Origin of the sequence: Weizmannia sp. FSL W8-0676 (genome assembly GCF_038593015.1) — a bacterium.
Taxonomy (GTDB): Bacteria; Bacillota; Bacilli; order Bacillales; family Bacillaceae_C; genus Weizmannia; species Weizmannia coagulans.
Genome location: NZ_CP151954.1, coordinates 1,016,686 through 1,038,271 on the forward strand (window position 1 = coordinate 1,016,686; position 21,586 = coordinate 1,038,271).

20 protein-coding genes and 1 riboswitch are annotated in these 21,586 nt (G+C 46.2%); of the genes, 11 read left to right on the forward strand and 9 right to left on the reverse strand.

Going from position 1 to position 21,586, the window contains the following annotated elements:
* Nucleotides 1–44: 44 nt before the first annotated feature.
* Entirely contained in the window at nucleotides 45–1,448 is a 1,404-nt protein-coding gene (locus tag NST20_RS04845) for an MFS transporter (protein ID WP_328196943.1), read from the forward strand.
* 533 nt (nucleotides 1,449–1,981) lie between these two features.
* Here the strand turns inward: NST20_RS04845 and NST20_RS04850 are convergent.
* The gene (locus tag NST20_RS04850) at nucleotides 1,982–2,743 is read right to left on the reverse strand and encodes a fumarylacetoacetate hydrolase (protein ID WP_342400185.1); all 762 of its coding nucleotides are present in this window, start codon (nucleotides 2,741–2,743) and stop codon (nucleotides 1,982–1,984) included.
* 217 nt (nucleotides 2,744–2,960) lie between these two features.
* Nucleotides 2,961–3,395, reverse strand: coding sequence for an Rrf2 family transcriptional regulator (locus NST20_RS04855; RefSeq protein ID WP_019721881.1), 435 nt, complete (start codon nucleotides 3,393–3,395; stop codon nucleotides 2,961–2,963).
* Between the two features lie 174 nt (nucleotides 3,396–3,569).
* Between NST20_RS04855 and hmpA the strand changes: the two genes are divergently transcribed.
* Entirely contained in the window at nucleotides 3,570–4,781 is a 1,212-nt protein-coding gene (hmpA, locus tag NST20_RS04860) for an NO-inducible flavohemoprotein (protein ID WP_237349111.1), read from the forward strand.
* A 296-nt stretch (nucleotides 4,782–5,077) separates the two neighbouring features.
* Here hmpA and NST20_RS04865 read toward each other — a convergent pair whose 3' ends face one another.
* From NST20_RS04865 to NST20_RS04875, 3 genes are all read right to left on the reverse strand, one after another.
* Nucleotides 5,078–5,830, reverse strand: coding sequence for a sulfite exporter TauE/SafE family protein (locus tag NST20_RS04865; protein WP_013858876.1), 753 nt, complete (start codon nucleotides 5,828–5,830; stop codon nucleotides 5,078–5,080).
* A 302-nt stretch (nucleotides 5,831–6,132) separates the two neighbouring features.
* A complete protein-coding gene (locus NST20_RS04870) occupies nucleotides 6,133–6,579 on the reverse strand; it encodes a DNA starvation/stationary phase protection protein (protein WP_013858877.1) in 447 nt (148 codons plus the stop codon).
* Between the two features lie 321 nt (nucleotides 6,580–6,900).
* The gene (locus NST20_RS04875; protein WP_342400186.1) at nucleotides 6,901–7,887 is read right to left on the reverse strand and encodes a Gfo/Idh/MocA family oxidoreductase; all 987 of its coding nucleotides are present in this window, start codon (nucleotides 7,885–7,887) and stop codon (nucleotides 6,901–6,903) included.
* A gap of 262 nt (nucleotides 7,888–8,149) precedes the next feature.
* On the opposite strand from NST20_RS04875, the gene NST20_RS04880 reads away from it, so the two are divergent.
* The 4 genes from NST20_RS04880 to NST20_RS04895 all read left to right on the forward strand — a co-directional run bounded on the left by NST20_RS04880 (nucleotide 8,150) and on the right by NST20_RS04895 (nucleotide 12,729).
* Nucleotides 8,150–9,226, forward strand: coding sequence for an ATP-binding protein (locus tag NST20_RS04880; RefSeq protein WP_342400187.1), 1,077 nt, complete (start codon nucleotides 8,150–8,152; stop codon nucleotides 9,224–9,226).
* Between the two features lie 217 nt (nucleotides 9,227–9,443).
* On the forward strand, nucleotides 9,444–11,012 hold the full coding sequence (locus tag NST20_RS04885) for a peptide chain release factor 3 (RefSeq protein ID WP_342400188.1): 1,569 nt from the start codon (nucleotides 9,444–9,446) through the stop codon (nucleotides 11,010–11,012).
* 119 nt (nucleotides 11,013–11,131) lie between these two features.
* Nucleotides 11,132–11,602, forward strand: a complete 471-nt coding sequence (locus NST20_RS04890) for a hypothetical protein (RefSeq protein ID WP_118498788.1) — start codon at nucleotides 11,132–11,134, stop codon at nucleotides 11,600–11,602.
* A gap of 46 nt (nucleotides 11,603–11,648) precedes the next feature.
* Nucleotides 11,649–11,793, forward strand: a riboswitch (yybP-ykoY riboswitch).
* A gap of 132 nt (nucleotides 11,794–11,925) precedes the next feature.
* On the forward strand, nucleotides 11,926–12,729 hold the full coding sequence (locus tag NST20_RS04895) for a TerC family protein (RefSeq protein WP_342400189.1): 804 nt from the start codon (nucleotides 11,926–11,928) through the stop codon (nucleotides 12,727–12,729).
* 44 nt (nucleotides 12,730–12,773) lie between these two features.
* On the opposite strand, the gene NST20_RS04900 is transcribed toward NST20_RS04895, so the two are convergent.
* Nucleotides 12,774–12,974 carry an alpha/beta-type small acid-soluble spore protein gene (locus tag NST20_RS04900; protein ID WP_017552476.1) on the reverse strand — a complete coding sequence of 67 codons (201 nt, stop codon included), beginning with the start codon at nucleotides 12,972–12,974 and terminating at the stop codon, nucleotides 12,774–12,776.
* A 211-nt stretch (nucleotides 12,975–13,185) separates the two neighbouring features.
* Here NST20_RS04900 and NST20_RS04905 point away from each other — a divergent pair, with 211 nt between their 5' ends.
* The 3 genes from NST20_RS04905 (at nucleotide 13,186) to NST20_RS04915 (ending at nucleotide 15,645) form a co-directional block, all read left to right on the forward strand.
* Nucleotides 13,186–13,347 carry a hypothetical protein gene (locus NST20_RS04905; protein WP_342400190.1) on the forward strand — a complete coding sequence of 54 codons (162 nt, stop codon included), beginning with the start codon at nucleotides 13,186–13,188 and terminating at the stop codon, nucleotides 13,345–13,347.
* Between the two features lie 371 nt (nucleotides 13,348–13,718).
* On the forward strand, nucleotides 13,719–15,233 hold the full coding sequence (locus tag NST20_RS04910; RefSeq protein WP_342400191.1) for a PAS domain S-box protein: 1,515 nt from the start codon (nucleotides 13,719–13,721) through the stop codon (nucleotides 15,231–15,233).
* Nucleotides 15,175–15,645 carry a methylated-DNA--[protein]-cysteine S-methyltransferase gene (locus tag NST20_RS04915; protein WP_342400192.1) on the forward strand — a complete coding sequence of 157 codons (471 nt, stop codon included), beginning with the start codon at nucleotides 15,175–15,177 and terminating at the stop codon, nucleotides 15,643–15,645. The genes NST20_RS04910 and NST20_RS04915 overlap by 59 nt, the downstream gene beginning before the upstream one ends.
* A 37-nt stretch (nucleotides 15,646–15,682) precedes the next feature.
* Here the strand turns inward: NST20_RS04915 and NST20_RS04920 are convergent, their stop codons facing one another.
* Nucleotides 15,683–16,105 carry a YkvA family protein gene (locus tag NST20_RS04920; protein WP_026104704.1) on the reverse strand — a complete coding sequence of 141 codons (423 nt, stop codon included), beginning with the start codon at nucleotides 16,103–16,105 and terminating at the stop codon, nucleotides 15,683–15,685.
* A gap of 358 nt (nucleotides 16,106–16,463) precedes the next feature.
* On the opposite strand from NST20_RS04920, the gene NST20_RS04925 reads away from it, so the two are divergent.
* Nucleotides 16,464–16,754 (forward strand): aspartyl-phosphate phosphatase Spo0E family protein, encoded by a 291-nt coding sequence (locus NST20_RS04925; protein WP_342400193.1) that lies wholly within the window; start codon nucleotides 16,464–16,466, stop codon nucleotides 16,752–16,754.
* 287 nt (nucleotides 16,755–17,041) lie between these two features.
* Here NST20_RS04925 and NST20_RS04930 read toward each other — a convergent pair whose 3' ends face one another.
* Entirely contained in the window at nucleotides 17,042–19,198 is a 2,157-nt protein-coding gene (locus NST20_RS04930; protein ID WP_017552482.1) for an ATP-dependent Clp protease ATP-binding subunit, read from the reverse strand.
* A gap of 527 nt (nucleotides 19,199–19,725) precedes the next feature.
* Between NST20_RS04930 and NST20_RS04935 the strand changes: the two genes are divergently transcribed.
* Nucleotides 19,726–20,760, forward strand: coding sequence for a membrane protein (locus tag NST20_RS04935; RefSeq protein WP_029141704.1), 1,035 nt, complete (start codon nucleotides 19,726–19,728; stop codon nucleotides 20,758–20,760).
* An 81-nt stretch (nucleotides 20,761–20,841) separates the two neighbouring features.
* On the opposite strand, the gene NST20_RS04940 is transcribed toward NST20_RS04935, so the two are convergent.
* On the reverse strand, nucleotides 20,842–21,459 hold the full coding sequence (locus NST20_RS04940; RefSeq protein ID WP_342400194.1) for a type II CAAX endopeptidase family protein: 618 nt from the start codon (nucleotides 21,457–21,459) through the stop codon (nucleotides 20,842–20,844).
* Nucleotides 21,460–21,586 lie beyond the last annotated feature (127 nt).

Below are 21,586 nucleotides of genomic sequence, written 5' to 3' on the forward strand. Positions count from 1 at the left end.
AAGACAGATGCCGAAAACTATCATATAAGGAGTAGATTTGAAAAATGGTATTTAACAAGAAAAAAATTAACATCGTTAATATTCGACAAACGAAAAAAAGTGTGTTTGCTACGGGAGTAGGAAACGCGATGGAATGGTTTGATTTTGGCTTGTATTCTTATCTAGCGGTCATTATCAGCCGGAACTTTTTTAGTGCTGTGGAGAATGACGAGCTGAAATTAATCTTTACATTTGCCACATTTGCGATTGCCTTTTTAATGCGCCCTTTAGGCGGGATTATATTCGGCAGAATCGGAGATAAATATGGAAGAAAAGTCGTTTTAACCATCACGATTATTTTGATGGCCTTTTCCACACTCCTAATCGGTTTATTACCTACGTATGATCAAATTGGAATATGGGCCCCGGTGTTCTTATTAGTAGCCAGAATTGTTCAGGGCTTTTCAACTGGCGGCGAATATGCCGGCGCCATGGTCTATATTGCAGAATCTTCCCCGGACAATAAGCGTAATGTGCTTGGAAGCGGACTGGAAATCGGTACGCTTGCCGGCTATATATTAGCTTCACTCCTTGCCAGTACGCTCTTCATCACGCTAACTGACCAGCAGATGGTCACATGGGGCTGGCGAATTCCATTTTTGCTTGGCTTGCCTTTAGGGCTGGTTGGGTTTTACTTGAGAGCCCATTTAGAGGAAACACCCATTTTTGAAAATAAACTTTCCGAGGAAGGTATCCAGGAGGAAAGCTTCCTTTCGATTTTAAAAAACCATAAAAAGGACATTCTGGTATGTTTCGTATCTGTCGCATTCTTTAATGTTACAAACTATATGTTATTATCCTACTTGCCATCGTATTTAGATGAGGTTATTGGTTTATCCGGTACAGCAGGGACGGTATTGATTACGCTGATTATGGTGATTATGGTCCCGCTCGCTTTATTGTTTGGGAAGCTCAGCGACAAAATTGGAAACAAGACGGTTTTAATCATGGGCTTGGGCGGGTTAACATTATTATCTGTCCCTGCATTTTACTTCATCAATATGAAGTCAATTATATTCATCTTTTTCGGCATTCTCATTTTGGGTATCCTGCTTTCAACTTATGAAGGTACGATGCCTGGTACTTTGCCAACAATGTTCTACACGGATATTCGGTACAGAACACTGGCTGTGACGTTTAATGTTTCTGTATCATTATTTGGCGGCACTACCCCGCTCATCTCAACATGGCTGGTCCACCAAACCGGCAATGCCTTGGCGCCTGCTTTCTATCTGACAATCTTTAGCTTTATCGGCTTTTTCGTCATACTATTCTTATTCCGCAGTACTTCCGGAAAATCTCTAAAGGGTTCGTACCCAACGGTGGCGACGAAGACGGAGTATAAAGAAGCTGTAGAAAATCCAAGGCATTCATTGTGGTGGCTGATGGAAAAAACAAGAAGAAAATAAGCGCCTGTACAATTAAACGGCTGTAGGGAATTTGCATTACTTTATTTGCCGGAGATGGCAGGGCATGCCGGCTTTTTCCGGGTCTCGGCTCAGCCTTTAAACAGAAAAAGCGCCAAATCTTTTGGCGCTTTTTCTGTTGGCCAAGGCCCTTAATATTTGGCTGGAAGCGTTAAAAAACTGCAGAAAAGATTTTCTGCAGTTTTTTTTACAATCAGGATGACATTGCCATGCCGCCGTTAATATGGATGCACTGCCCATTGTACCGTCCGGAAGGAATATAATTTTGTAAAACCATGGATCAACTGGCCGGTTATATGATCCCTTTCTCTTTTTGAAAACCCATTTTGCCTGTCTGGTGCGGCATGGACTGGGAACCCCGGCCGATTTTGAAAGCCATCCATTTTAAGTGCCGGGGGAAATCTGCAAACGCGGTTAATTTTAAACACGTGCCTGTATGTCCGCAAAAAAACATCTTCTGTTGGCATTGCCGGAGATGTTTTTTGCCGTTCATTATCTGTGCGGGTGCTTCATTCCTATTCTGTGACCGCCAACTTCACCGTGCCAATTCCTTCAAATTTTCCGCTGTATGTTCCGGCTTCCAGCGGCTTCGGCAGGACAAATGTGCCGGATGAGACAAACATGCCCGGTTCAAGCGCTGCCTGGTGTTCGCCCAGTTTTTTCAGCAGCCATTTTACGGCATGAAGCGGATGCCCCATGACAGCTGAAGATTTGCCTTCATCGAGCACTTTACCGTTAAGGAGCAATTGGCCATGGATATCATCAATATCGCGATATGTATAATCTTTGGCTTCCCCAAAAGCCACTTTTCCGCCGACAGCCCCGTCTGCGCAAACTTGTTCTTTTGGCATTTTAGGGAACCAGTCCTTGAATCGGGAATCAGGAATTTCCAATCCCGGCGCAACTTGTGTCTTTTGGATGATTTCTGCTTCAGACGCGTCTGCCGTAAGCCGCTTCTTTACAAGAAAAACCAATTCCAATTCGATCAATGGATGAAGCGTATCTTTGCTCAGGGATATATGGTTTGCCACTTGTTGATCTGTCAACTCGCCGTACAATGGTTCGCGTGCATCGAATAATGCCTGTGTTTCAGGGCTTGTCATGCTGATCTTATAACCTTTTAACGTTTCATGGTTTTCTTTTTTTGCTGCAGTAAAAGCATGCTGCATCCGATAAGCCTCATCTAAATCAATGCCTGCCGGAAAAATGTCCTTATTCAGCGCTTTTCTATTTTTGTAAGCATCATACAAAGTATTTAAAAAAGCTTCCTTTAACATCGCCAAACCACCTTCACCAAAATTTTTATATTTATATAATTTATCTATCATTTTAACACTTTTTGGGAGCGATAGACAAAATTTTTTTGGAATGGGCATTTTTCGGAATAAAAGAGAAATAAAGAGGGAGAGGGGGGACTTAAGCATAGTGGGGAAGGAAACGTTAAAAATTCCGGTTTAACCAGGGCCGGGCATTTCAAAAGTGCGGCCCTGGTTGTTAGTGTGCAAGCAGCTGCCGGTAGGACAGGGGGTCTTTTACTAAATCTTCCAGTGTATATTTGTCGAGCACGCGGAGATAAGCGTTGAGGGCTTCGTTTAAAACATGCTTTAATCCGCAAACAGGGGAGATGATACAGGCAGAGGCTCCATCTTCCATACATTCCACTAGTTTAAAATCATCTTCTGTTATGCGGATCAGTTTTCCAACATTAATTTCGCGGGGATGTTTGTTCAGGCATATGCCGCCTCCCCTTCCGCGTACTGTTTTCACCAGCCCGAGCTGGCTTAACTCGTATGTGATTTTCATTAAATGATTTTTTGAGATGTTGTAGGCATCCGCGATTTCTTTGATGCTGGCTAATTTTCCTTCTTCCAATGAAGCGAGATAGATTAATTCACGCAAAGCATAATCAGAGTAATGGGTTAAACGCATTGATATCACCTGCCAACCCCATTATACCTGTTCCCGCCGAAAATGGGGTTCATTTTTTCCTTTTCGGAAAATGTGACAACTTTATTAAAGATGTATTTAAAATAATGCTTTAAAAACAAAGGAGCACTATCTTAAAGATATATTTTAAATATTACTATTTGGAGAGTGGAAATCATGTTATCGCGGAAAACCATTGAGATCGTAAAATCAACTGTGCCCATATTAAAAACACAAGGGACGGACATTACTACATACTTTTATAAAACCATGTTTGCAGCACATCCCGAGCTGCTGAATATTTTTAATCAAACGAATCAATCACGAGGAAGGCAGCAAACAGCGCTCGCCAATGCCGTACTTGCGGCGGCTTCTTATATTGACCATTTGGAAACCATCTTGCCGGTTGTGGAACAAATTTCACAAAAACACCGTGGCCTGGGCGTTAAACCGGAGCATTATCCGATTGTCGGGGAATTTTTACTAAAAGCCATTAAAGAAGTATTAGGAGATGTGGCCACGGAAGAGGTTTTACAGGCTTGGGCTGAAGCATACGGGGCCATTGCTGATGTTTTCATTCAAGTCGAGAAAAAAATGTATCAGGAAGCTGAAACCCAAAGAGGGGGATGGGACGGTTTTAAACCGTTTACAGTTGTAAAAAAGGTAAAAGAGAGCAATGTTATTACTTCATTTTATTTAAAACCTACGGACGGGGGCCCGGTGCCATCCTATCTTCCGGGGCAGTACCTTACACTAAGAGTGAAAATTCCAGGCGAAACATATCTGTTTAACCGCCAGTACAGCCTTTCATGCGGGCCGGGGCATGAGTATTTCCGGATTTCGGTGAAACGGGAAGCAGATCATGAACCGAACGGGAAGGTGTCAACGTATTTACATGATCAAGTCAAAGTGGGGGACGAGCTGGAGATCAGCGTACCGGCCGGCGTCTTCACACTTGCCGATGAACCAGCACCGGTTGCCCTGATCAGCGGCGGGGTCGGCCTGACGCCGCTGATGAGCATGCTGGAAGCTTTAGCGGATGCCGGCTCTAAACGCGAAATCCATTTTATTCATGCTGCCCGCAATGAAGATTTCCATGCTTTTAAAGCGGAAGCAAAACACCATATTGAAAAGCTTGAAAACGGGCATTATTATTTCGGGTACGGGCATCCCCTTTATGAAAACAGCGGCTGCGATTTCACAGGCCATCTTTCCAAAGCATTTTTGGAAAAGGTGGTAACTGCGCAAACGGTTTGTTATATTTGCGGTCCGGTCCCATTTTTGAAAAATACGGTACAAATTTTAACTGAGCTTGGCGTTGCCAAAGAAAATATCCGCTATGAATTTTTTGGGCCGGCAATCGAACTGGCTCCGGCTGCAGCCGTTTAAACGAGCGGGGGGAAGAGTGAAAGGCTCATTTTTTCATGCCGGGACATCGTTTTCGGCCAGAACCAGCAACTTTTTGGACGGGACAGCGGATTTTCAAGAGAGGATAAATCCTCGCGTTTTTAAAGCGGGAAAAAGGGGCTGTCCCATTTTGGCTCGTGCGCTGATGATCGATGAAATTCATGAAACGCTTGCGGGAATAGTGGCTGAATTTCACCATCATAAACACCAAACTGGATCATCCTTTCAAAATGAAGGGGCTCCCATCAATCGTTTAACGGTTTTTGGGAGCCCCTTTTTCAAAAAATCAGCAGCAAGCTTGCGACAATTGGAACGGCAATCATCGAAGACTTGAGCAGCGGTACGGGGGCGCGGTTTGTAAATTTGGCGCCGATGTATGCGCCGGACATTGTGCCGATGACGACTTCCACGAGCAGCCCGAGATCCAGTGTCCCTTGCTGGAAGCTGGCGAGTCCGCCGCCTATTGCAATCGGGATAATGACCATCATGGTTGTGCCGGCAGCCTGGCGGACAGATAAGCCGAGAAGGATCATTAAGCCAAGCTGGATAAATGGCGTCGAGCCGATCCCGAACATCCCTGAGAGCGCCCCGGTTACGATGCCGAGCAAAAGCGAGCGGGCCACAAAACGGGGCCCGGACGGAATGCTTTTTGCCTGGATGGATTGCTTTTGCAGCAAAAACATTCTGAGCCAGAGCAGAAAGGCTGAGAACATGAGCATGCCGGCGGTGAGCCATTTTAGTTCGCCGCTTGCAATATGCGCGGAGACATGGGATCCGGCCCAGGCTCCGGCAGCGCCTATGATGCCGGTTGTAATGCCTGCTTTAATGGAGACATTGCCTTCTCGGTAATGGCTTACCGCCCCGGAAAATGAAGAAAAGATCATGGCTGTTAAAGCAGTCGCAAGCGCGGTATGGATCGAAACGCCGAATAAAATTGTCAGCAGGGAAATGATAAAGCCCGCACCGCCTGCGCCGATAAATCCTAAAATAAGTCCGGTTAAAAACATTGTAATCAAAATGGAAACATGCATGGAAAAGCCTTCTTTCGCGCTGTACTGCTTCCATTTTATCCGGAACTGCAGGCCTTGTCACGCTGCCGGTTTTTAAGAGGGCGCGATCCAGCGTTTGCGTCCGCGGGATGTGCGGTGAGCCATAAAATATGATCACTCTTTTGCCTGTAAAGCCGCCATCATGCAATGGGTGCCGGGGCTTGATGTATTGAATCAGGACAATGAAAAAGCCGGCATTTTAAGGGCCGGATCAAAAAGCGGCGCCCATTTTGCAGCATGAAAAAAACGGCTCCATTCTTGAAGAACAGGGCCGTTTTGGGGGGTTATTGCGTAACCGGTACAGCGAGCAGCGCGCTCAGCATCCAGATGGTTTTTTCAACGTTTTCCACGAGCGTTGTCGCCATGTCAGCCGTGCCATAATCCTGATTGTCTTCGGCAAGTGCGATCAATTTTTTCAGTTCGACGGCGATCTGTTTGTAGTCTTTTACAAGAGATTCCACCATTTGTTCAGCGGTTAAGCCGGATTTTGCTTCTTCAATGGTTGCAAGTTCAAGGAATTCTTTGAAAGAAGCAGCCGGTTTTCCGCCGATCGCAAGGATGCGTTCTGCAAAATCATCGACCACCGTAGCAGCTTCGTTGTACAGTTCTTCAAATTTTACGTGCAGCGTGAAAAACAGCGGGCCTTTTACATACCAGTGGTAGTGGTGCAGTTTTGTATACAGGACGCTCCAGTTTGCAACTTGCACGTTTAACGCTGTTTCAATATACATTTTCATTCCTCCCCGGTTTTGGTCTTGCTATACTTTTATTATAATATATATCATTTAAAAGTCAATATTAAACAATAATAATTATAAACAAGTTGCGAATGGTGGTAACTTTCCCGGCTTTATCTGGTTTAATAACGATAGCACCAGGCGGCATTCCCCCCGGCCGTCCCGGTTTTCTCCGGTTTTAAAAACGCAAAGGCAAGGACAAGGAGATTCGCTTCTTGCCACTGCCGTCTGTTTTCAAAATTTCGCGCGGCCTGTTGCCCGGTTTTTGCGCTTAAGCTCACGGTACGATCCGGAATCTTTTTTTTCGGCCCGGTTTTAGTTTCTGTCGGTTTTAAAGATAATCCCGTTTTGCTTCCGCGATTTTTCGATAACCGAAAGGACTTCATAACTGGACTGGCGCAAGGTTTCATACGTTTTCCTGTCATTTTGCGCGATGATATCGGCGAAATCATTGATTTCATACATCATATTTTGCGCTTCCTGCTCCCGCGAGAAGAGGACCGGCTTCTTTGTCCGCACATCGGCAAATTTCATCTTTTCCAATTCTGAGATGCCTTCAATGATAATGCTGCCTTTTTCGCCGTGGATTTCGCTCGGAATATAAGAATGGGAAATTTTCGAGCAGATAACGGTAATGTTAAACCCTTCGTATTCGAGGACAAGGGTGCCTGCCCCATCAATGCCGTTCCGCAAAAGGACCGGGAAGTACCGGCTGTCTTTCGGTGTGCCAAATAACCAGACCGCAAGCGAAAGCGGGTAGACGCCAAGATCCATTAATGCCCCGCCGGAGAAGTTCCGCGAGAACACGTTCGGCTCTTCGCCGGCAAGAAATTTGTCGTAGCGGGAAGAGTATTGCACATATTGGAAAATTCCGCTTCTGATCTGGCCAAGATCTTTTAATTTTTCTTTTAAAAGGGCGGTATTCGGATAATGGATATTCCGGATGGCCTCAAATAAAAATACACCATTTAGATCGGCAACACGAAAAGCTTCCTTAAATTCTTCCGTATTTGAAAAAATCGGTTTTTCGCAAATGACGTGTTTTTTGTTTTTCAGAAAAACGAGCACTTGTTCAAAATGGAGCGCATTTGGCGACGCGATATAAACAGCATCAATGTTCTCGTTTTTTGCCATTTCTTCAAGATCCGTAAACATATTCGGTGCGCCATGTTTTTCCGCCATTTGTTCAGCGCTTTCTTTTTTGCGCGAGTAAACGGCTTCAAGGGTTAATTTTCCGGATAATTTTGCTGCTTCAATAAAAGCAGAGGTAATCCAGCTTGTTCCAACAGTTGCAAAACGCATAGCATCGCTTCCTTTTCTCATTTTATCTTGATATGTTCATTGTATCACATGTCGAAACGGTTGATAAACAGTGAGGATTCGACATAAAATTTTATAAATAAATGGATATTTTTGTTGAAAAAGATATATAGTTGATATAGTTGAAATATATATACATAATCACAGGAATGCCCGGTCTTCTTCAGACATATATTGAGCATGAAAGTTCATTTCAAAAAAGCTTGAAAAACGGATTGATAGAAAGATAGGCAGGTGCAAAAATATGGGTGTCGGAAAAATACATTATGAATTTATGGATCTCCCGCTCCGCTTTCATCTTTTTTCTGCTGTTGTCGGAATGGACGGTATTTTAAAAAGCATTTCCTCTGATATGCAGACTGTAACGGGTTTTGATGCCGGCGATTGGGTGGGAAGGCCTTTTTCTGCTTTGATGCACCACGATGACCGCAACAAATGGGCAGGCATTCTAAATGGAGAGGAAGAAGAAATGGGCCTTTTCATGTACAGGATGAAATCGAAAAACGGTGATTACAAATGGGTGGAGTCCACTTATGTGGTCTTTAAAGATCTAAAATATGGCGAAAAGCCCCATATCCATTTGCTGACGAAAGACATGACGGTTGTCAAGGAATTATACGATTATCTTGTATCATCTGAACAGTTGTCCATGGTCGGGCAGCTTGCCGCGGGCATTGCGCATGAAATCCGGAATCCGCTCACCGCGATTAAAGGATTTTTGCAGCTGATGCAGGCCGGCGTAATTGATACAGGACATTATCTTGATATTATGCAAAATGAAATTGAACGGATTGAAATGATTTCAAGCGAGCTGCTTTTTCTCGGCAGGCCGAAAGCATCGGATATGAAAGTTTGCTGCCTGCAAACATTGCTTGATGAAGTGCTTGTTTTAATGGAGACGCAATCGTACGGAAAAAACATCCAAATTGAAACGGTTTTTCCGTCGCAGCCTATTTTTATTTGCTGTGATGATTCGAAAATGAAGCAGGTATTTGTGAATTTAATCAAAAATGGCCTGGAGGCAATGGAAGAGGGGGGAACGCTGACCGTTGAACTTTCAGTGGCCGGGGAACGTGCAGCCGTTGCGATCCGTGATGAGGGAATCGGGATCCCGCCGGAAAAATTGGAAAAAATCGGCCAGCCTTTTTATACGACAAAAGAGCGCGGCAACGGGCTTGGTTTAATGGTTTGTTACCAGATTGTAAGAGAGCATAACGGGGACATTTCCATAGAGAGCAAACCCGGGGAAGGCACTGTTTTCACCGTGGTTCTGCCCTGGGTGGGGCCGGACGGGGAACAGGAGGCATCTGGCAGTTTTTGATGCGCACCTCAAAGCATCCGGCAATCTGTGAAGCCAAGAAGAACCCGGCCTTTCCGGCAGATTTCTTCCATTGAGAATAAGGAAAAACTGTTGTATGCTTATGTACAGTCTCCAATGGCCGGATGATTTGTGCACTGTTTATTAGGAAGGTGAGGGCCGATGTAAAAAAAACGATGCAAAAACAAGCCTACTCTACATGATTGAAAGGAACTGACATATGGCAGGATTTAAAGATGAAGTGTTATCAAGAAGGACTTTTGCGATTATTTCCCACCCGGACGCCGGGAAAACAACATTGACGGAGAAGCTGCTTCTGTTTGGCGGGGCCATCCGCGCCGCCGGGACGGTCAAAGGCAAAAAAACCGGGAAATTTGCGACTTCCGACTGGATGGAAATCGAGAAGCAGCGGGGCATTTCCGTTACTTCTTCCGTTATGCAGTTTGAATATGCGGGAAAAAGGATCAATATTTTGGATACGCCCGGCCACCAGGATTTCAGTGAAGACACATACCGGACACTGATGGCCGTCGACAGCGCCGTCATGATCATTGATGCTGCTAAAGGGATTGAGGCACAGACGATTAAACTGTTTAAAGTGTGCCGGATGCGGGGGATTCCGATTTTTACGTTTATCAATAAACTGGACCGCCAAGGGAGGCCGCCGCTTGAGCTGCTGGCTGAACTGGAGGAAATCCTCGGCATTGAATCGTATCCGATGAACTGGCCGATTGGCATGGGAAAAGAATTTCTCGGCATTTATGACCGTTATCACCGCCGCATCGAGCAGTTCCGCGTGGAAGAAGGGGACCGGTTTCTCGCGTTAAATGAAGCGGGCGAAGTGGAAGGGGATGCCCCGATCAAGGAAAACGCGCTGTATGGCCAGGCGCTGGAAGAAATCATGCTGCTCGATGAAGCGGGCAATGAATTTTCGGAGAGTCGGATCGCAAACGGCACGCTGACGCCGGTCTTTTTCGGCAGTGCCCTGACAAATTTCGGCGTGCAGACATTTCTGGAAACGTATCTTCAATTTGCGCCGCCACCGCAAGGAAGAAAGACGGAAGAAGGGGTGGTGGATCCGTTAAGCGAACAGTTTTCGGGTTTTGTGTTCAAAATCCAGGCGAATATGAATCCTGCCCACCGCGACCGGATTGCGTTTATCCGCATTTGTTCGGGAAAATTTGAACGCGGCATGTCCGTCACGCTTGCGAGGACCGGAAAACAAATGAAACTGTCCCAGTCAACTCAGTTTCTTGCGGATGACAGGAGCACGGTTGAAGAAGCAGTCAGCGGCGATATTCTCGGCCTGTATGATACCGGCACATACCAGATTGGCGACACGATCTACTCCGGTAAGCAGCCGGTCCAATTTGAAAAGCTGCCGCAATTTACACCGGAACTGTTTGTAAAAGTGTCGGCGAAAAACGTCATGAAACAAAAAAGTTTCCATAAAGGGATCAACCAGCTCGTTCAGGAAGGCGCGATCCAGCTTTACCGCACATGGCATACGGAAGACTATATTTTAGGGGCGGTCGGGCAGCTGCAGTTTGAAGTGTTTGAACACCGCATGAAAAATGAGTATAACTCCGATGTCGTGATAGAATCGATCGGTTCCAAAATTCCGCGCTGGATTGAGGGGGATACGGTGGACGAATCCCTGTCGAGTTCGCGCAGCCTGCTTGTAAAAGACCGTTTCGGGAAACCGTTGTTTTTGTTTGAAAATGATTTTGCATTGCGCTGGTTCACGGACAAGCATCCCGGCATTAAACTGTATAATCCGATGGAATAAAAAAACACTGTGCGGCTTTGCCGTACAGTGTTTTTTGCATTTTTCCGGGGCATGATAAGAACACATGAAAACGGGAGAATATGGCGACTTGCCAACTTCAGTTTTAAAGGGGCATGCGCATGAAAAAATTAGCACCGCTTGAGGCGATTGTTTGGAACATTGCCTTGCCGGGTTTTGCCCAGCTTTTGGCGGGCCGTTATGTGAAGGGCATCGCGTTTATTTTTATGGAGTTTCTGATTAATGTGAACAGCCGTTTTAACGAAGCGATCATGCTCAGTTTTCTCGGAAAAACAATGGAAGCCGGAAACATCATCGATTACGGATGGCTGATGTTTTATCCTTGTCTATACTTTTTTGCCATGTGGGATGCGTATAAAATGGCCTGCGGCAATCTTAAGCCGTATAGTTATCTGCCTTTTGTGTTTGCTGCTTACTTTGTGACGATCGGATTAATGCTCTCCCCTGTGGTTATCGTCCGGGAAAAAATGCCCGGGCCCGTGTTTTTCCCGATGCTTTGCACCATCCCCGGACTTTTGGCCGGCGGGCTGCTCCGAAAAATTTTAACGCGAAAATTGCATGAAAACAGTTGACGGAAATGGATGTATCCCATATAATCAAAATAACAGAATACTTTTGACAATTGTCAAAGGGGAGTAGCGTTAAGTGTGCATGGCACACTTAAAACAAAGTCGTCATTACATGATCCGTTTCGGCGGTCATCGGCTTTGTTGGCACCGTCCGGATGTCCAGCAAGACCTTTGCCTGTACAGGTAAAGGTCTTGCTTTTTGTCTTTACAGGAAATTGTCAAAAGTGGCACTTTACTTATCACGCCGGACGCGCCTGGGCCGGAATGCCGCTTTTTGATCTGTAAGGGCAATGGTCCCGGGTGCCGGCAAAGGAGGACTTTGTGGAATGGATTTTACAATGCTGCTTGAATATGCATGGGTGTTATGCGTATTGGTCGGACTGGAAGGGATTTTAGCTGCAGATAATGCAGTCGTGATGGCGGTAATGGTCAAGCACCTGCCGCACGCCCAGCAGAAAAAAGCGCTCTTTTACGGGCTTCTGGGCGCGTTTGTATTCCGGTTTACTGCCCTGTTTCTCATTTCGTTTCTTGCAAACATATGGCAGATTCAGGCTGTCGGGGCCGCTTACTTGTTTTTTATTATGATCCACCATTTTGTAAAAAAGCACCGGGAAAATGGTCCGAAACTTGCCGAATCCGCATCGAAGCCGGTTTCTTTCTGGATGACCGTTTTTAAAGTGGAACTCGCCGACATTGCGTTTGCCATTGATTCTATGCTTGCAGCTGTGGCCATGGCTGTGACGCTGCCCCCGGCCGGTTCGTTTCAAATCGGGGGCATTAACGGAGGGCAGTTCATCGTGATGTTTTTAGGTGGGGTGATTGGGCTCGTGCTAATTCGATTTGCTGCTAACCGGTTTGTCCGCCTGCTGGAAAAATATCCGGGCCTTGAAGATGCCGCTTTTCTAATTGTCGGCTGGGTCGGGGTAAAATTGTTCGTTTTTACGCTTTCGCATCCGGGCGTCGGGCTGATTGATGAACATTTCCCGGAGTCCGCTTTGTGGAAACTGATCTTCTGGGCAGTGATGCTTGCGATCGCAGCGGGCGGCTATTTTTTCTCCGTCCGCAAAAAAAATAGCAACAAGGAGGCGCATTCCGGTGGGAAATCGGGTAAAAAGCAGCAACAGATGTAAAAAAACCGGCAAAGCAGGCGAATCCCGCTTTGCCGGTTTTTCTTTTATTCCGGGTTTTGCCCGGAAAGGCGGGATTGGGCCTCTCGCACGAGTCGTTTTGTCATTTCTCCGCCTACCGATCCGTTTGCCCGTGATACGGTATCCGATCCGAGCTGCACGCCAAATTCCTGGGCAATTTCATACTTTACTTGGTCCATGTATGCCTCAATGCCCGGTACCAACAATTTATTGCTGTTTCTCGCCATCATCATTCTCCTTTTTTTAAAAAGTTGGCTCCTCTTTCTGCCGCTCGTATTGCGGCCTTTATGAATAGTATCGGCCTCCGGGAAAGAATTATGTTTGGAAACAGTTGTATTTGCATGCACCCTGAGCCGGTTTTGACAGATATTGCGGCCATAAGGGCGGTGGTGCACGGGCATGCTAATGATGCAGGCAACCTGAAATGGAGGGGACGGCATGGCGAAACGAAAAGCGGAATTTGATACAGCCGCGAAAAATAACAAAACCCCGAAAGAAAATCTGGCCGAAACAGAATTCTCCGCAGAATTTGCCCGCGGGGAAGAAGCGGTGAAAGGGGCAAACCGCAATTCAAAAAAAGGCAGGAAAGGGCGTTCATGAACCGCAGAAAACAAAATGTCCGGGAAGAAGCGGGGCTGGAATTCGGGGACATCAATGCCGGGAAGATATATGAAATCATGGCTCAAAGAGGAGCCGGAAAAAAAAGAAAAAATGCAAAAAAAAATAAAGAATGAGGATGGCGGCCGCCATCCTTTTTTGCGGAAATGGCAGGGGGAATTCCCCCGTTTGATCACGAATTACCACCATATCATCCATCTTGCAATTTCATTTGACATATCTTCTCAAAAAGAATATGTTCTTAAATAGCAGCCGGAAACCTTTATGCAGCAGACCTTTTCTGGGCATTTGCTGAAAACTGAAATGATGATGAATCCAGGGGCATGCTTCTTATGAAGAAGGGGAGAACAAATTTGGGAACAGATCGGTTTATGAGCCAAAAGAAAAGGGGACTTGTGTTAAGAGATCATGAACAGCTTTACAGGACCCTTTTTTTGGAAGCAATGGATGCGATTGTATTTTGGGATCAAAACGGCCGGATCCTGTTGGCAAACGAAGCCGCTTTAAAAATTTTCGAGTGCACGATGGAGGAGTTTATCGGGAAAAAGCTGAGCGATTTTGTTTATGTCGAAAACGGCGGGAATTGCCGGGAGTTCGACAGGCTGAACCACATCCCGGCAGCCCGCGAAGAACTGCTCTTTAAAATGCCGAACGGGCAGCTGAAGCATCTCGAGTTTACATCCCGGTATATCAGCGCAGAAAATTACCATGTGACCATTTTCCGCAATGTCAGCAGCCGTTACAAGATGGAACAGACGCTGCGGGACAGCGAGGAACGGTTCCGGAAAGTGTTCGAAGGATCGATCGACGGGATGGTCTTATGGAACTGGGATTTGAAAATTGTCGATATTAACCCTGCAGCCGCGAACGATTTCGACTGCAGCCGGGAAGATGCGATCGGGAAGAAAATCCAAAATTTATTGCTTACCAATGACGAAAAAGTGCAAAAAGATTTTCTCCGCCATCTTTTTCAGTTGAAAGAGAACGGGACGGCAGATTATTTGTTTAATGTTTCAAAAGCCAATGAAACGAAATATTATGAGATCACGTCAAAAGGGAACCTGACATCGAATATGAATTTAACGGTCATCCGGGATATTACCGAAAGAAGGGCGATGCAGGAGCAGCTCCGCAAATCGGATACCCTGAATATTGTCGGGGAGCTCGCGGCCGGCATTGCCCACGAAATCCGCAATCCGATGACAGCTTTGAAAGGTTTTATCCAGCTGCTGCAAAACAGCATGAAAGAGGAAGAGCATTCATTATATTTTAACGTGATTACATCGGAACTGGCGCGGATTGAAACAATTATTACCGACTTTCTGGTGCTGGCAAAGCCGCAGGCAATTCAGTTCCAAAATCATGATATCCGGAAAATCATGTGCGATACGATTGGTTTGCTGAATGCGCAAGCGCTGATGCACAATATCCAGATTTCCTGCCGCTTTGACGATGGGCTTCCGGATGTTTATTGCGAAGGCAACCAGCTTAAGCAGGTCTTTATCAATATCATTAAAAATGCAATAGAAGTCATGCCGGACGGAGGAAAAATAGATATCAAGATTTGTTACGAAAAGGAAAGAGGGCTGGTCCATACAAGCATTCGCGATGAAGGGGAAGGCATCCCGGACGATAAAATTGAAAAGCTGGGCGAGCCGTTCTATACGACAAAAGAAAGAGGAACCGGACTTGGTTTGATGATCAGTTATAAAATCATAAAGGAGCATAAAGGCTTCATTCAAGTCCAAAGCAAAGTACGGGAAGGCACAACTTTTCATATCTTTCTTCCCGTGCAGCAGGAAGCAGGTGATGAAAATGGCTTTTATTTGGCTGGAAAGCCCAATCGGACCTTTAACAGTAAGGGCTGATGAAAAAGGCATTACGGCCGTTTCTTTCAGCAAAACAGATGAAGAGGGTATGCCGGAACCCCGCCACCCGCTGCTTTTGCGCGCAGCCAGTGAACTGGAAGCGTATTTTGCAAAGAAAAGAACCCGTTTTGATGTGCCGGTTTCTGTCTCCGGCACTCCCTTTCAAATGGCGGTTTGGGAAGCGCTGAAAAAAATTCCGTATGGGGAAACGTGCTCGTATAAAGACATCGCTGAGGCTGTCGGGAACCCGAAAGCCGTGCGGGCCGTCGGGCAGGCGAACCGGAAAAACCCTGTTCCGATCCTGATCCCCTGCCACCGCGTGATCGGAAAAGACAAGTCGTTAACAGGCTATGCCGGGAGCCGGATCGATCAAAAGGCATTCCTGCTCCATCTTGAAGGGACGATGATCTAAAAGGGGCAAAGTTTTGAAATCCCGCGCGGACCAAGGTTCAACTTTTATCTCTTTTGTTTTTCCATTGTAAAAATTTTTCCAAATCCGGGGTCACTTGCGTCAGGAGAAAAGCAAGCACGGCGGTGTCGTCAACAAGGCCCGCGCCGGCAAGAAAATCAGGGATGATGTCAATGGGAGATACGAAATAAATAAGGCCGATTACAATCATGAGAATCGTCCGGTACGGAACGGTGCGGTATTCGCCTTTTGCCCATGCCCTGACAAGCTGGAAAAGGACGCGGATTTTACTCCACATATTGGCAAGCGTGATTTTGTTGGAGAGTGCTTTTTTCTCCGCGCGGTTAACCAGATCGCCGGTTTTTTCCCGGTCGTTTAAATACTGTTTTGCTTTTGAACGAAATAACCATCCGGCTGCTTTGGCCAACAGAAAATTTTTTGCCATCTGCTTCACTTCTTTCATGTCTTTTTCTCTTTTATTTTTCCACTGCGTGACCAAAAAAAAACATGGAGCGGTGAAAAACGGGTGGTTTTTTCGGGAGATGTGAAAATTGTTGGCGAAAATTTTGTCTAATATTGCGATTGTATTTACATTTCTGTCAAGACCTGCGATACTACTTTAGTAATGGTAAAATAAGCAGGGTGGGGGCAGGACTTTTGCGCCTTTCCGGCTTGCAGAGAACTTTTGCCACGATGCCATCATGCGGAAAACCGGCAGAATAGTCCGCCATTTTCCATGTGTAACACCTCACATTTTTTGAAGCATAATCGGGGGATAACAATCATTCAATAGAAAAAGAGAACTAAAGGAGAATTTGAAAGTGGACACGCACATGTTAGATGAGAACAAGTATCTTTACAGAATTCAGAAAAAACGTCAGGAAATGATGGAGCTTGGGAAAAAACTGGGCCTGACGCATGAGAAAACGGTCCGGTGCAGCCAGCAGCTGGATTCGCTCATGAATGAGTATGAAGCCTATCGAAAGCAGCACAACGCCCGGTCATCCGAAATGGTGATTATCCGGGAAATGTCATTCATATTGTATGAAAAAGTGCAGCGGCTCAATCTGGCTGAAGCGAGAAAAACGTATAAAGCCATGCAGCTTGTTTAACAAACAGGGGAACTGCTTCCAACCTTTGTATCTTGGTTTTTCTCCTTTGAGTGCGGATGAATCCCTGATCAATATTCCGGATGAATATGTTTCCCGCCCGCCTTTTTGTTTGGACTGGTTTTGGCCGGGTAATAAAACCCGGCTTTCTTCTGATTGATTTACAACAGCCGGGTTTGGACTGCGTTCGATCTTTTTACAAACATAAAAAACCTGGCAGATGGCCCGTGCTGTCCATCTGCCGGAATGCAAAAACCGGCATGGGCTATGTCCGCATGCCGGTTTTTGCTTTATTTTTCCGCGATGGCAATGTCACCTTCGCGGACTTCCGCTTTTAAGTTTTTGCTTTCCGGATGGTCGAGGATAAAGTCGGCAATCCGGTCTTCAATTTTTTCCTGGATAACGCGGCGGATCGGGCGGGCCCCAAATGCCGGGTCATAACCGAGTTCGGCGATTTTTTCTTTCGCTTCTGCTGTCACGTCAAGCGTAATCGCTTGTTCGTTCAGCGTTTCATTCAGTTCGCCGAGCATCAGGTCAACAATTTTAACCAAATGTTCTTTTTCAAGTGGTTTAAATTCGATAATGCTGTCGAAACGGTTCAGAAACTCCGGTTTGAAGAAGTCGCCGAGTGAATCGAGAATATTCGATTCTTTGATCGCTTCACTTTTAGCGAACCCGACTGTTTTATGCTTAAATTGGGTGCCGGCGTTGCTCGTCATAATGATGACGGTATCTTTGAAGCTGACCGTCCGCCCTTGGGCATCGGTTAAGCGCCCGTCATCGAGAATTTGCAGAAACATATTCAAAACATCCGGGTGCGCTTTTTCAATTTCGTCGAGCAAAATAATGCTGTACGGGTTGCGGCGCACTTTTTCCGTCAGTTGGCCGGCATCTTCATAACCGACATAGCCGGCAGGTGCCCCGATCAGTTTCGAGACGCTGTGTTTTTCCATATATTCGCTCATGTCAAGCCGGATCATCGCATCTTTCGTGCCGAACAGTTCTTCCGCGAGCCGTTTTGTCAGTTCCGTTTTTCCGACGCCGGTCGGGCCGACGAACAGGAACGAACCGATCGGGCGGCTTTTCGCTTTCAGGCCGGCACGCGAACGGCGGATTGCTTTCGCCACTTTCCGGACCGCTTCATCCTGGCCGATCACTTTTTTAGCGAGGTTTTCTTCCAGATGCTGCAGTTTTTTCGCTTCATCCGCTTCGAGTTTGCCGACCGGAATACCCGTTTTCTTTTCGACGATTTCCTGAATTTGCGTGACATCGACAACCGGTTTGGCTTCGGTTTGTCCGGAAGCAGCCAGCTCGTTCAGTTTTTGTTCTTCTTTTTTCAGTTCGGCTGCCTTTTCATAGTTTTCCGTTGCAAGCGCAGCTTGTTTTTCCTGCGCAATTTCAGCAAGCCGTTTTTGAATATCTTCTTTGCTCGGAACCGCAATCGTCAGGTTCAATTTCGAACCGGCTTCATCCATCAGGTCGATCGCCTTATCCGGCAGGAAGCGGTCTTGGATGTAGCGGTGCGACAACTTCGCACAAGCTTCAATCGCTTCATCGGTATAGGAAACGTGGTGGTAGTTTTCATACCGGTCTTTTAAGCCGCGCAAAATCATGACGGTTTCTTCGGGGCTTGGTTCATTGACCTGTACCGGTTGGAAACGCCGTTCAAGTGCGGCATCTTTTTCAATTTGCCGGTATTCTTTCAAAGTGGTCGCGCCGATAACCTGGATTTCGCCGCGGGCAAGCGCCGGTTTCAAAATATTGCCTGCGTCCATCGAACCTTCTGCAGAACCTGCGCCGACAAGCAGGTGAATTTCGTCAATAAACAGAAGCACGTTTTTCCGTTGTTCCAGTTCGGCAATCAATTTTTTCATCCGTTCTTCAAATTGGCCGCGGATTCCCGTGTTTGCGACAAGCGAAGCCACATCGAGCAAGTAAACTTCTTTATGCCGCAGTTTTGCCGGAACCTGTTTTTCGGCAATTTTTAAAGCGAGCCCTTCTGCAATGGCGGTTTTCCCGACGCCCGGTTCGCCGATTAACACCGGGTTGTTTTTATTGCGCCGGTTTAAGATTTCAATGACGCGGGCGATTTCTTCATCACGGCCGATGACAGGGTCAATTTGCCCGGCCCGTGCAGCAGCGGTCAGGTTGCGGCCAAACTGGTCAAGTAGTCCGTTGCCGCCGCCTTGTGTTTGCGTTTGTACGGTTTGTTTCACGCCGTTTGGCTGGAACCCGTTGGCATTCATTTGGTTAAAGAGGTCGTTGAATCCTCCGAATCCGAAGTTTCCAAATCCGTTATTCATAAACATGCCTCCCCAGTTGTTTTCGAATTTTGCACGTTCTTTTTGGTAGCAGGACTGGCACAGATTCAATGTTTTTTGGTTTCCGTTCACATTTATATGCATCCCGATCGTCGCTTCGTTTTGATGGCATTTGTCACATAACATCAAACATTCCTCCTTTGATCGGTTTGATTTTGACTATCTTTGACTAATGAGATTGAAAAACAATCAAAGCGCTTTGATTTGCTTTGACCTTAATTGGAAATCAGTATAGCTCAAAATTTCACAAGATGCAAATCTTTTGCATGCACCCCTTTGATGCATTTTGGCCATTACAGTAGAAAGGCAAAGTCATTTGTCTTGTGCTGAAAATAGGAAACGGCATCTGCGAGTCACCTTTTGACTATTTTTGACCTTTCTAATATCATGATACAACTGCGCGGCCCGAAAATCAAAAGATCTGCATTTGTCATTTGCGCTATCGGCCAATGGCACCATCTTATAATTGACTATCTTTGACCTTTGCCTATAGTATACGACAACTTTTTTTGTTTGTAAAGGGTTTTTTTGACTTTTTTTGACCAATTTTTTAGCGGCGGAAATGAACCGGCCGGGCTATTTTAAGAAAGCGGGACATAGGATAGTAACGGAGACGGCAGGTTGTCTTATTTTTTCTTAAAGGGGTGCAGGCGTTGAATAAGTGGGGCTTTGCTGTCCAAATCGCAGCCGTATATATTGGAACGGTGATCGGGGCAGGGTTTGCAACAGGGAAAGAAATTACCGTTTTTTTTACACAGTTTGGGCTGTATGGATTGCTTGCCATCTGCCTTTCAGGGTTTTTATTTATTTTCTTTGGCACAAAAATGATGGAAAAAGCGATCGATTTACATGCGGATTCCTATGAAACCTTAAACCGGTATTTATTTGGCAAAAAAGCGGCCGGTTTCGTGAATGTGATGATGATGGCCATGCTATTCGGGGTCTGTGGCGTCATGCTGTCCGGTGCGGGTGCTGTTTTCGAGGAACAGCTCCGTGTTGGCAGGGGGACAGGGATTTTATTGACGGTGCTGCTCGCCTTTTTTGTCATGTGCTTTGGCATCAAGGGGCTGCTTGGCGTCAACACGTTTGTCGTGCCTTTGATGCTTTTGTTTAATTTTCTCCTTTTGTCGCAGTCCGTCCAGTCACCCGGATTTATTCAGGCGCTTATGGCCCGGCCGGAAAGTGTTGATATGCCCCGTGCCCTTCTCCGTGCCCTTTCCTATGCGGCTTTGAATTTGGCGCTCGCGCAGGCGGTGCTTGTCCCGGTTGCGGCGGAAGTGAAAGATAAGGAAGTCGTCCGTGCAGGCGGGATACTGGGCGGGGTGTTTTTAACGCTCATCCTGATTTCCAGCCATTTGTCACTGGTTACGCTGCCAGACGTTGCCAAAGTGGAGATTCCGATGGCGCATATTGTGAAAGCGAGTTTTCCGGGCATTTACTTTATTTATGTTCTGCTGATTTTCGGGGAAATTTTCACTTCTATTATCGGCGATGCCTACGGGCTTGAGCGGCAAATGCAAAAATATATGCCGATGAAAAGCGGTTTGCTGTACGGGTTGATTTTTTCCGCCATTCTGCTGATCAGCAGCTTGCATTACGGCCCGCTATTATCGGTTTTATATCCCCTGTTCGGCTATTTCAGCCTTGTTTTTATGATGGCACTCGGAATAAAGACGATCCGGGGGTGACCGGTAAGGCATTCAAAACAGCTTTGCGCGGTTGTTATGCATTTGTGGCGGGCAAATGCCGAAAAAAAGCCGTCCCCATGCTTAAAAAATCGGCAGGAAGACGACAAGCAGCAAATCAAAGGTAAGGTGCGACAAAATTTGCGCGGGCAGGCTCCGTTTCTTTGCATACAGCAGCCCCCAGAAAATCGAACCGGCAAAAGCGGCAATGATCATGATTTTTAATCCGCAGTAAAAATAAACGGATGCGTTCAATACGGCGGAAATCAAAATGGCATATTTTGCTTCCATCCTTTTCATGAGCCGGGCCTGAACAAACGAACGCCAAAAAATTTCTTCCCCGGGAATGAGGATCAGGACAAGTGCTAAGTAATGCCAGAAAGTTTCGGGCGAAAAGCGCCTGTATGCGCGGGCGACTTCATTGTCAAGCCCGCCCGGCAAAAAACCGAGTACTGTATTGCCAATTCTGAAAATAATATAGAGGAGAAAACCCGAAAAGATGCCATACAACAGCAATTGAAGGTACGGAAGCTTTTCGTGTTTTTCTGATTTTCCAAGAAAAACCGTGTAACTGATCAAAAACAGCATTGCGCCGGAATATAAATACCAAAAAACGGAGGTATCCCGAAACGTAATATATAGCAGAAGGTGGGCGATTAAGATACTTCCGAGAAGCTTTGTATCCACCATGTTTTTTGCCACCGCCAATGCGCTCCTTTCTTAAGTTCGCAAACCGCCGGCAAAAAAACCGGGAAGGGCCAAAAAAAGAGATCCGGCCCCGCAGTCCGGCCTTCGCGGCATTGGGTCAAACAAAAATACATTGAATATT

What these genes read in the sequence shown, in the direction of transcription:
- NST20_RS04855 (WP_019721881.1), bottom strand. Translation starts at nt 3,395, where the DNA reads ATGCGTTTAACCCATTACTCTGATTATGCTTTGCGTGAATTAATCTAT.
- NST20_RS04885 (WP_342400188.1), top strand. Translation starts at nt 9,444, where the DNA reads ATGGCAGGATTTAAAGATGAAGTGTTATCAAGAAGGACTTTTGCGATT.
- NST20_RS04890 (WP_118498788.1), top strand. Translation starts at nt 11,132, where the DNA reads ATGAAAAAATTAGCACCGCTTGAGGCGATTGTTTGGAACATTGCCTTG.
- NST20_RS04880 (WP_342400187.1), top strand. Translation starts at nt 8,150, where the DNA reads ATGGGTGTCGGAAAAATACATTATGAATTTATGGATCTCCCGCTCCGC.
- NST20_RS04875 (WP_342400186.1), bottom strand. Translation starts at nt 7,887, where the DNA reads ATGCGTTTTGCAACTGTTGGAACAAGCTGGATTACCTCTGCTTTTATT.
- NST20_RS04905 (WP_342400190.1), top strand. Translation starts at nt 13,186, where the DNA reads ATGGCGAAACGAAAAGCGGAATTTGATACAGCCGCGAAAAATAACAAA.
- NST20_RS04900 (WP_017552476.1), bottom strand. Translation starts at nt 12,974, where the DNA reads ATGGCGAGAAACAGCAATAAATTGTTGGTACCGGGCATTGAGGCATAC.
- hmpA (WP_237349111.1), top strand. Translation starts at nt 3,570, where the DNA reads ATGTTATCGCGGAAAACCATTGAGATCGTAAAATCAACTGTGCCCATA.
- NST20_RS04870 (WP_013858877.1), bottom strand. Translation starts at nt 6,579, where the DNA reads ATGTATATTGAAACAGCGTTAAACGTGCAAGTTGCAAACTGGAGCGTC.
- NST20_RS04930 (WP_017552482.1), bottom strand. Translation starts at nt 19,198, where the DNA reads ATGTTATGTGACAAATGCCATCAAAACGAAGCGACGATCGGGATGCAT.
- NST20_RS04850 (WP_342400185.1), bottom strand. Translation starts at nt 2,743, where the DNA reads ATGTTAAAGGAAGCTTTTTTAAATACTTTGTATGATGCTTACAAAAAT.
- NST20_RS04915 (WP_342400192.1), top strand. Translation starts at nt 15,175, where the DNA reads ATGAAAATGGCTTTTATTTGGCTGGAAAGCCCAATCGGACCTTTAACA.
- NST20_RS04920 (WP_026104704.1), bottom strand. Translation starts at nt 16,105, where the DNA reads ATGAAAGAAGTGAAGCAGATGGCAAAAAATTTTCTGTTGGCCAAAGCA.
- NST20_RS04845 (WP_328196943.1), top strand. Translation starts at nt 45, where the DNA reads ATGGTATTTAACAAGAAAAAAATTAACATCGTTAATATTCGACAAACG.
- NST20_RS04895 (WP_342400189.1), top strand. Translation starts at nt 11,926, where the DNA reads ATGGATTTTACAATGCTGCTTGAATATGCATGGGTGTTATGCGTATTG.
- NST20_RS04865 (WP_013858876.1), bottom strand. Translation starts at nt 5,830, where the DNA reads ATGCATGTTTCCATTTTGATTACAATGTTTTTAACCGGACTTATTTTA.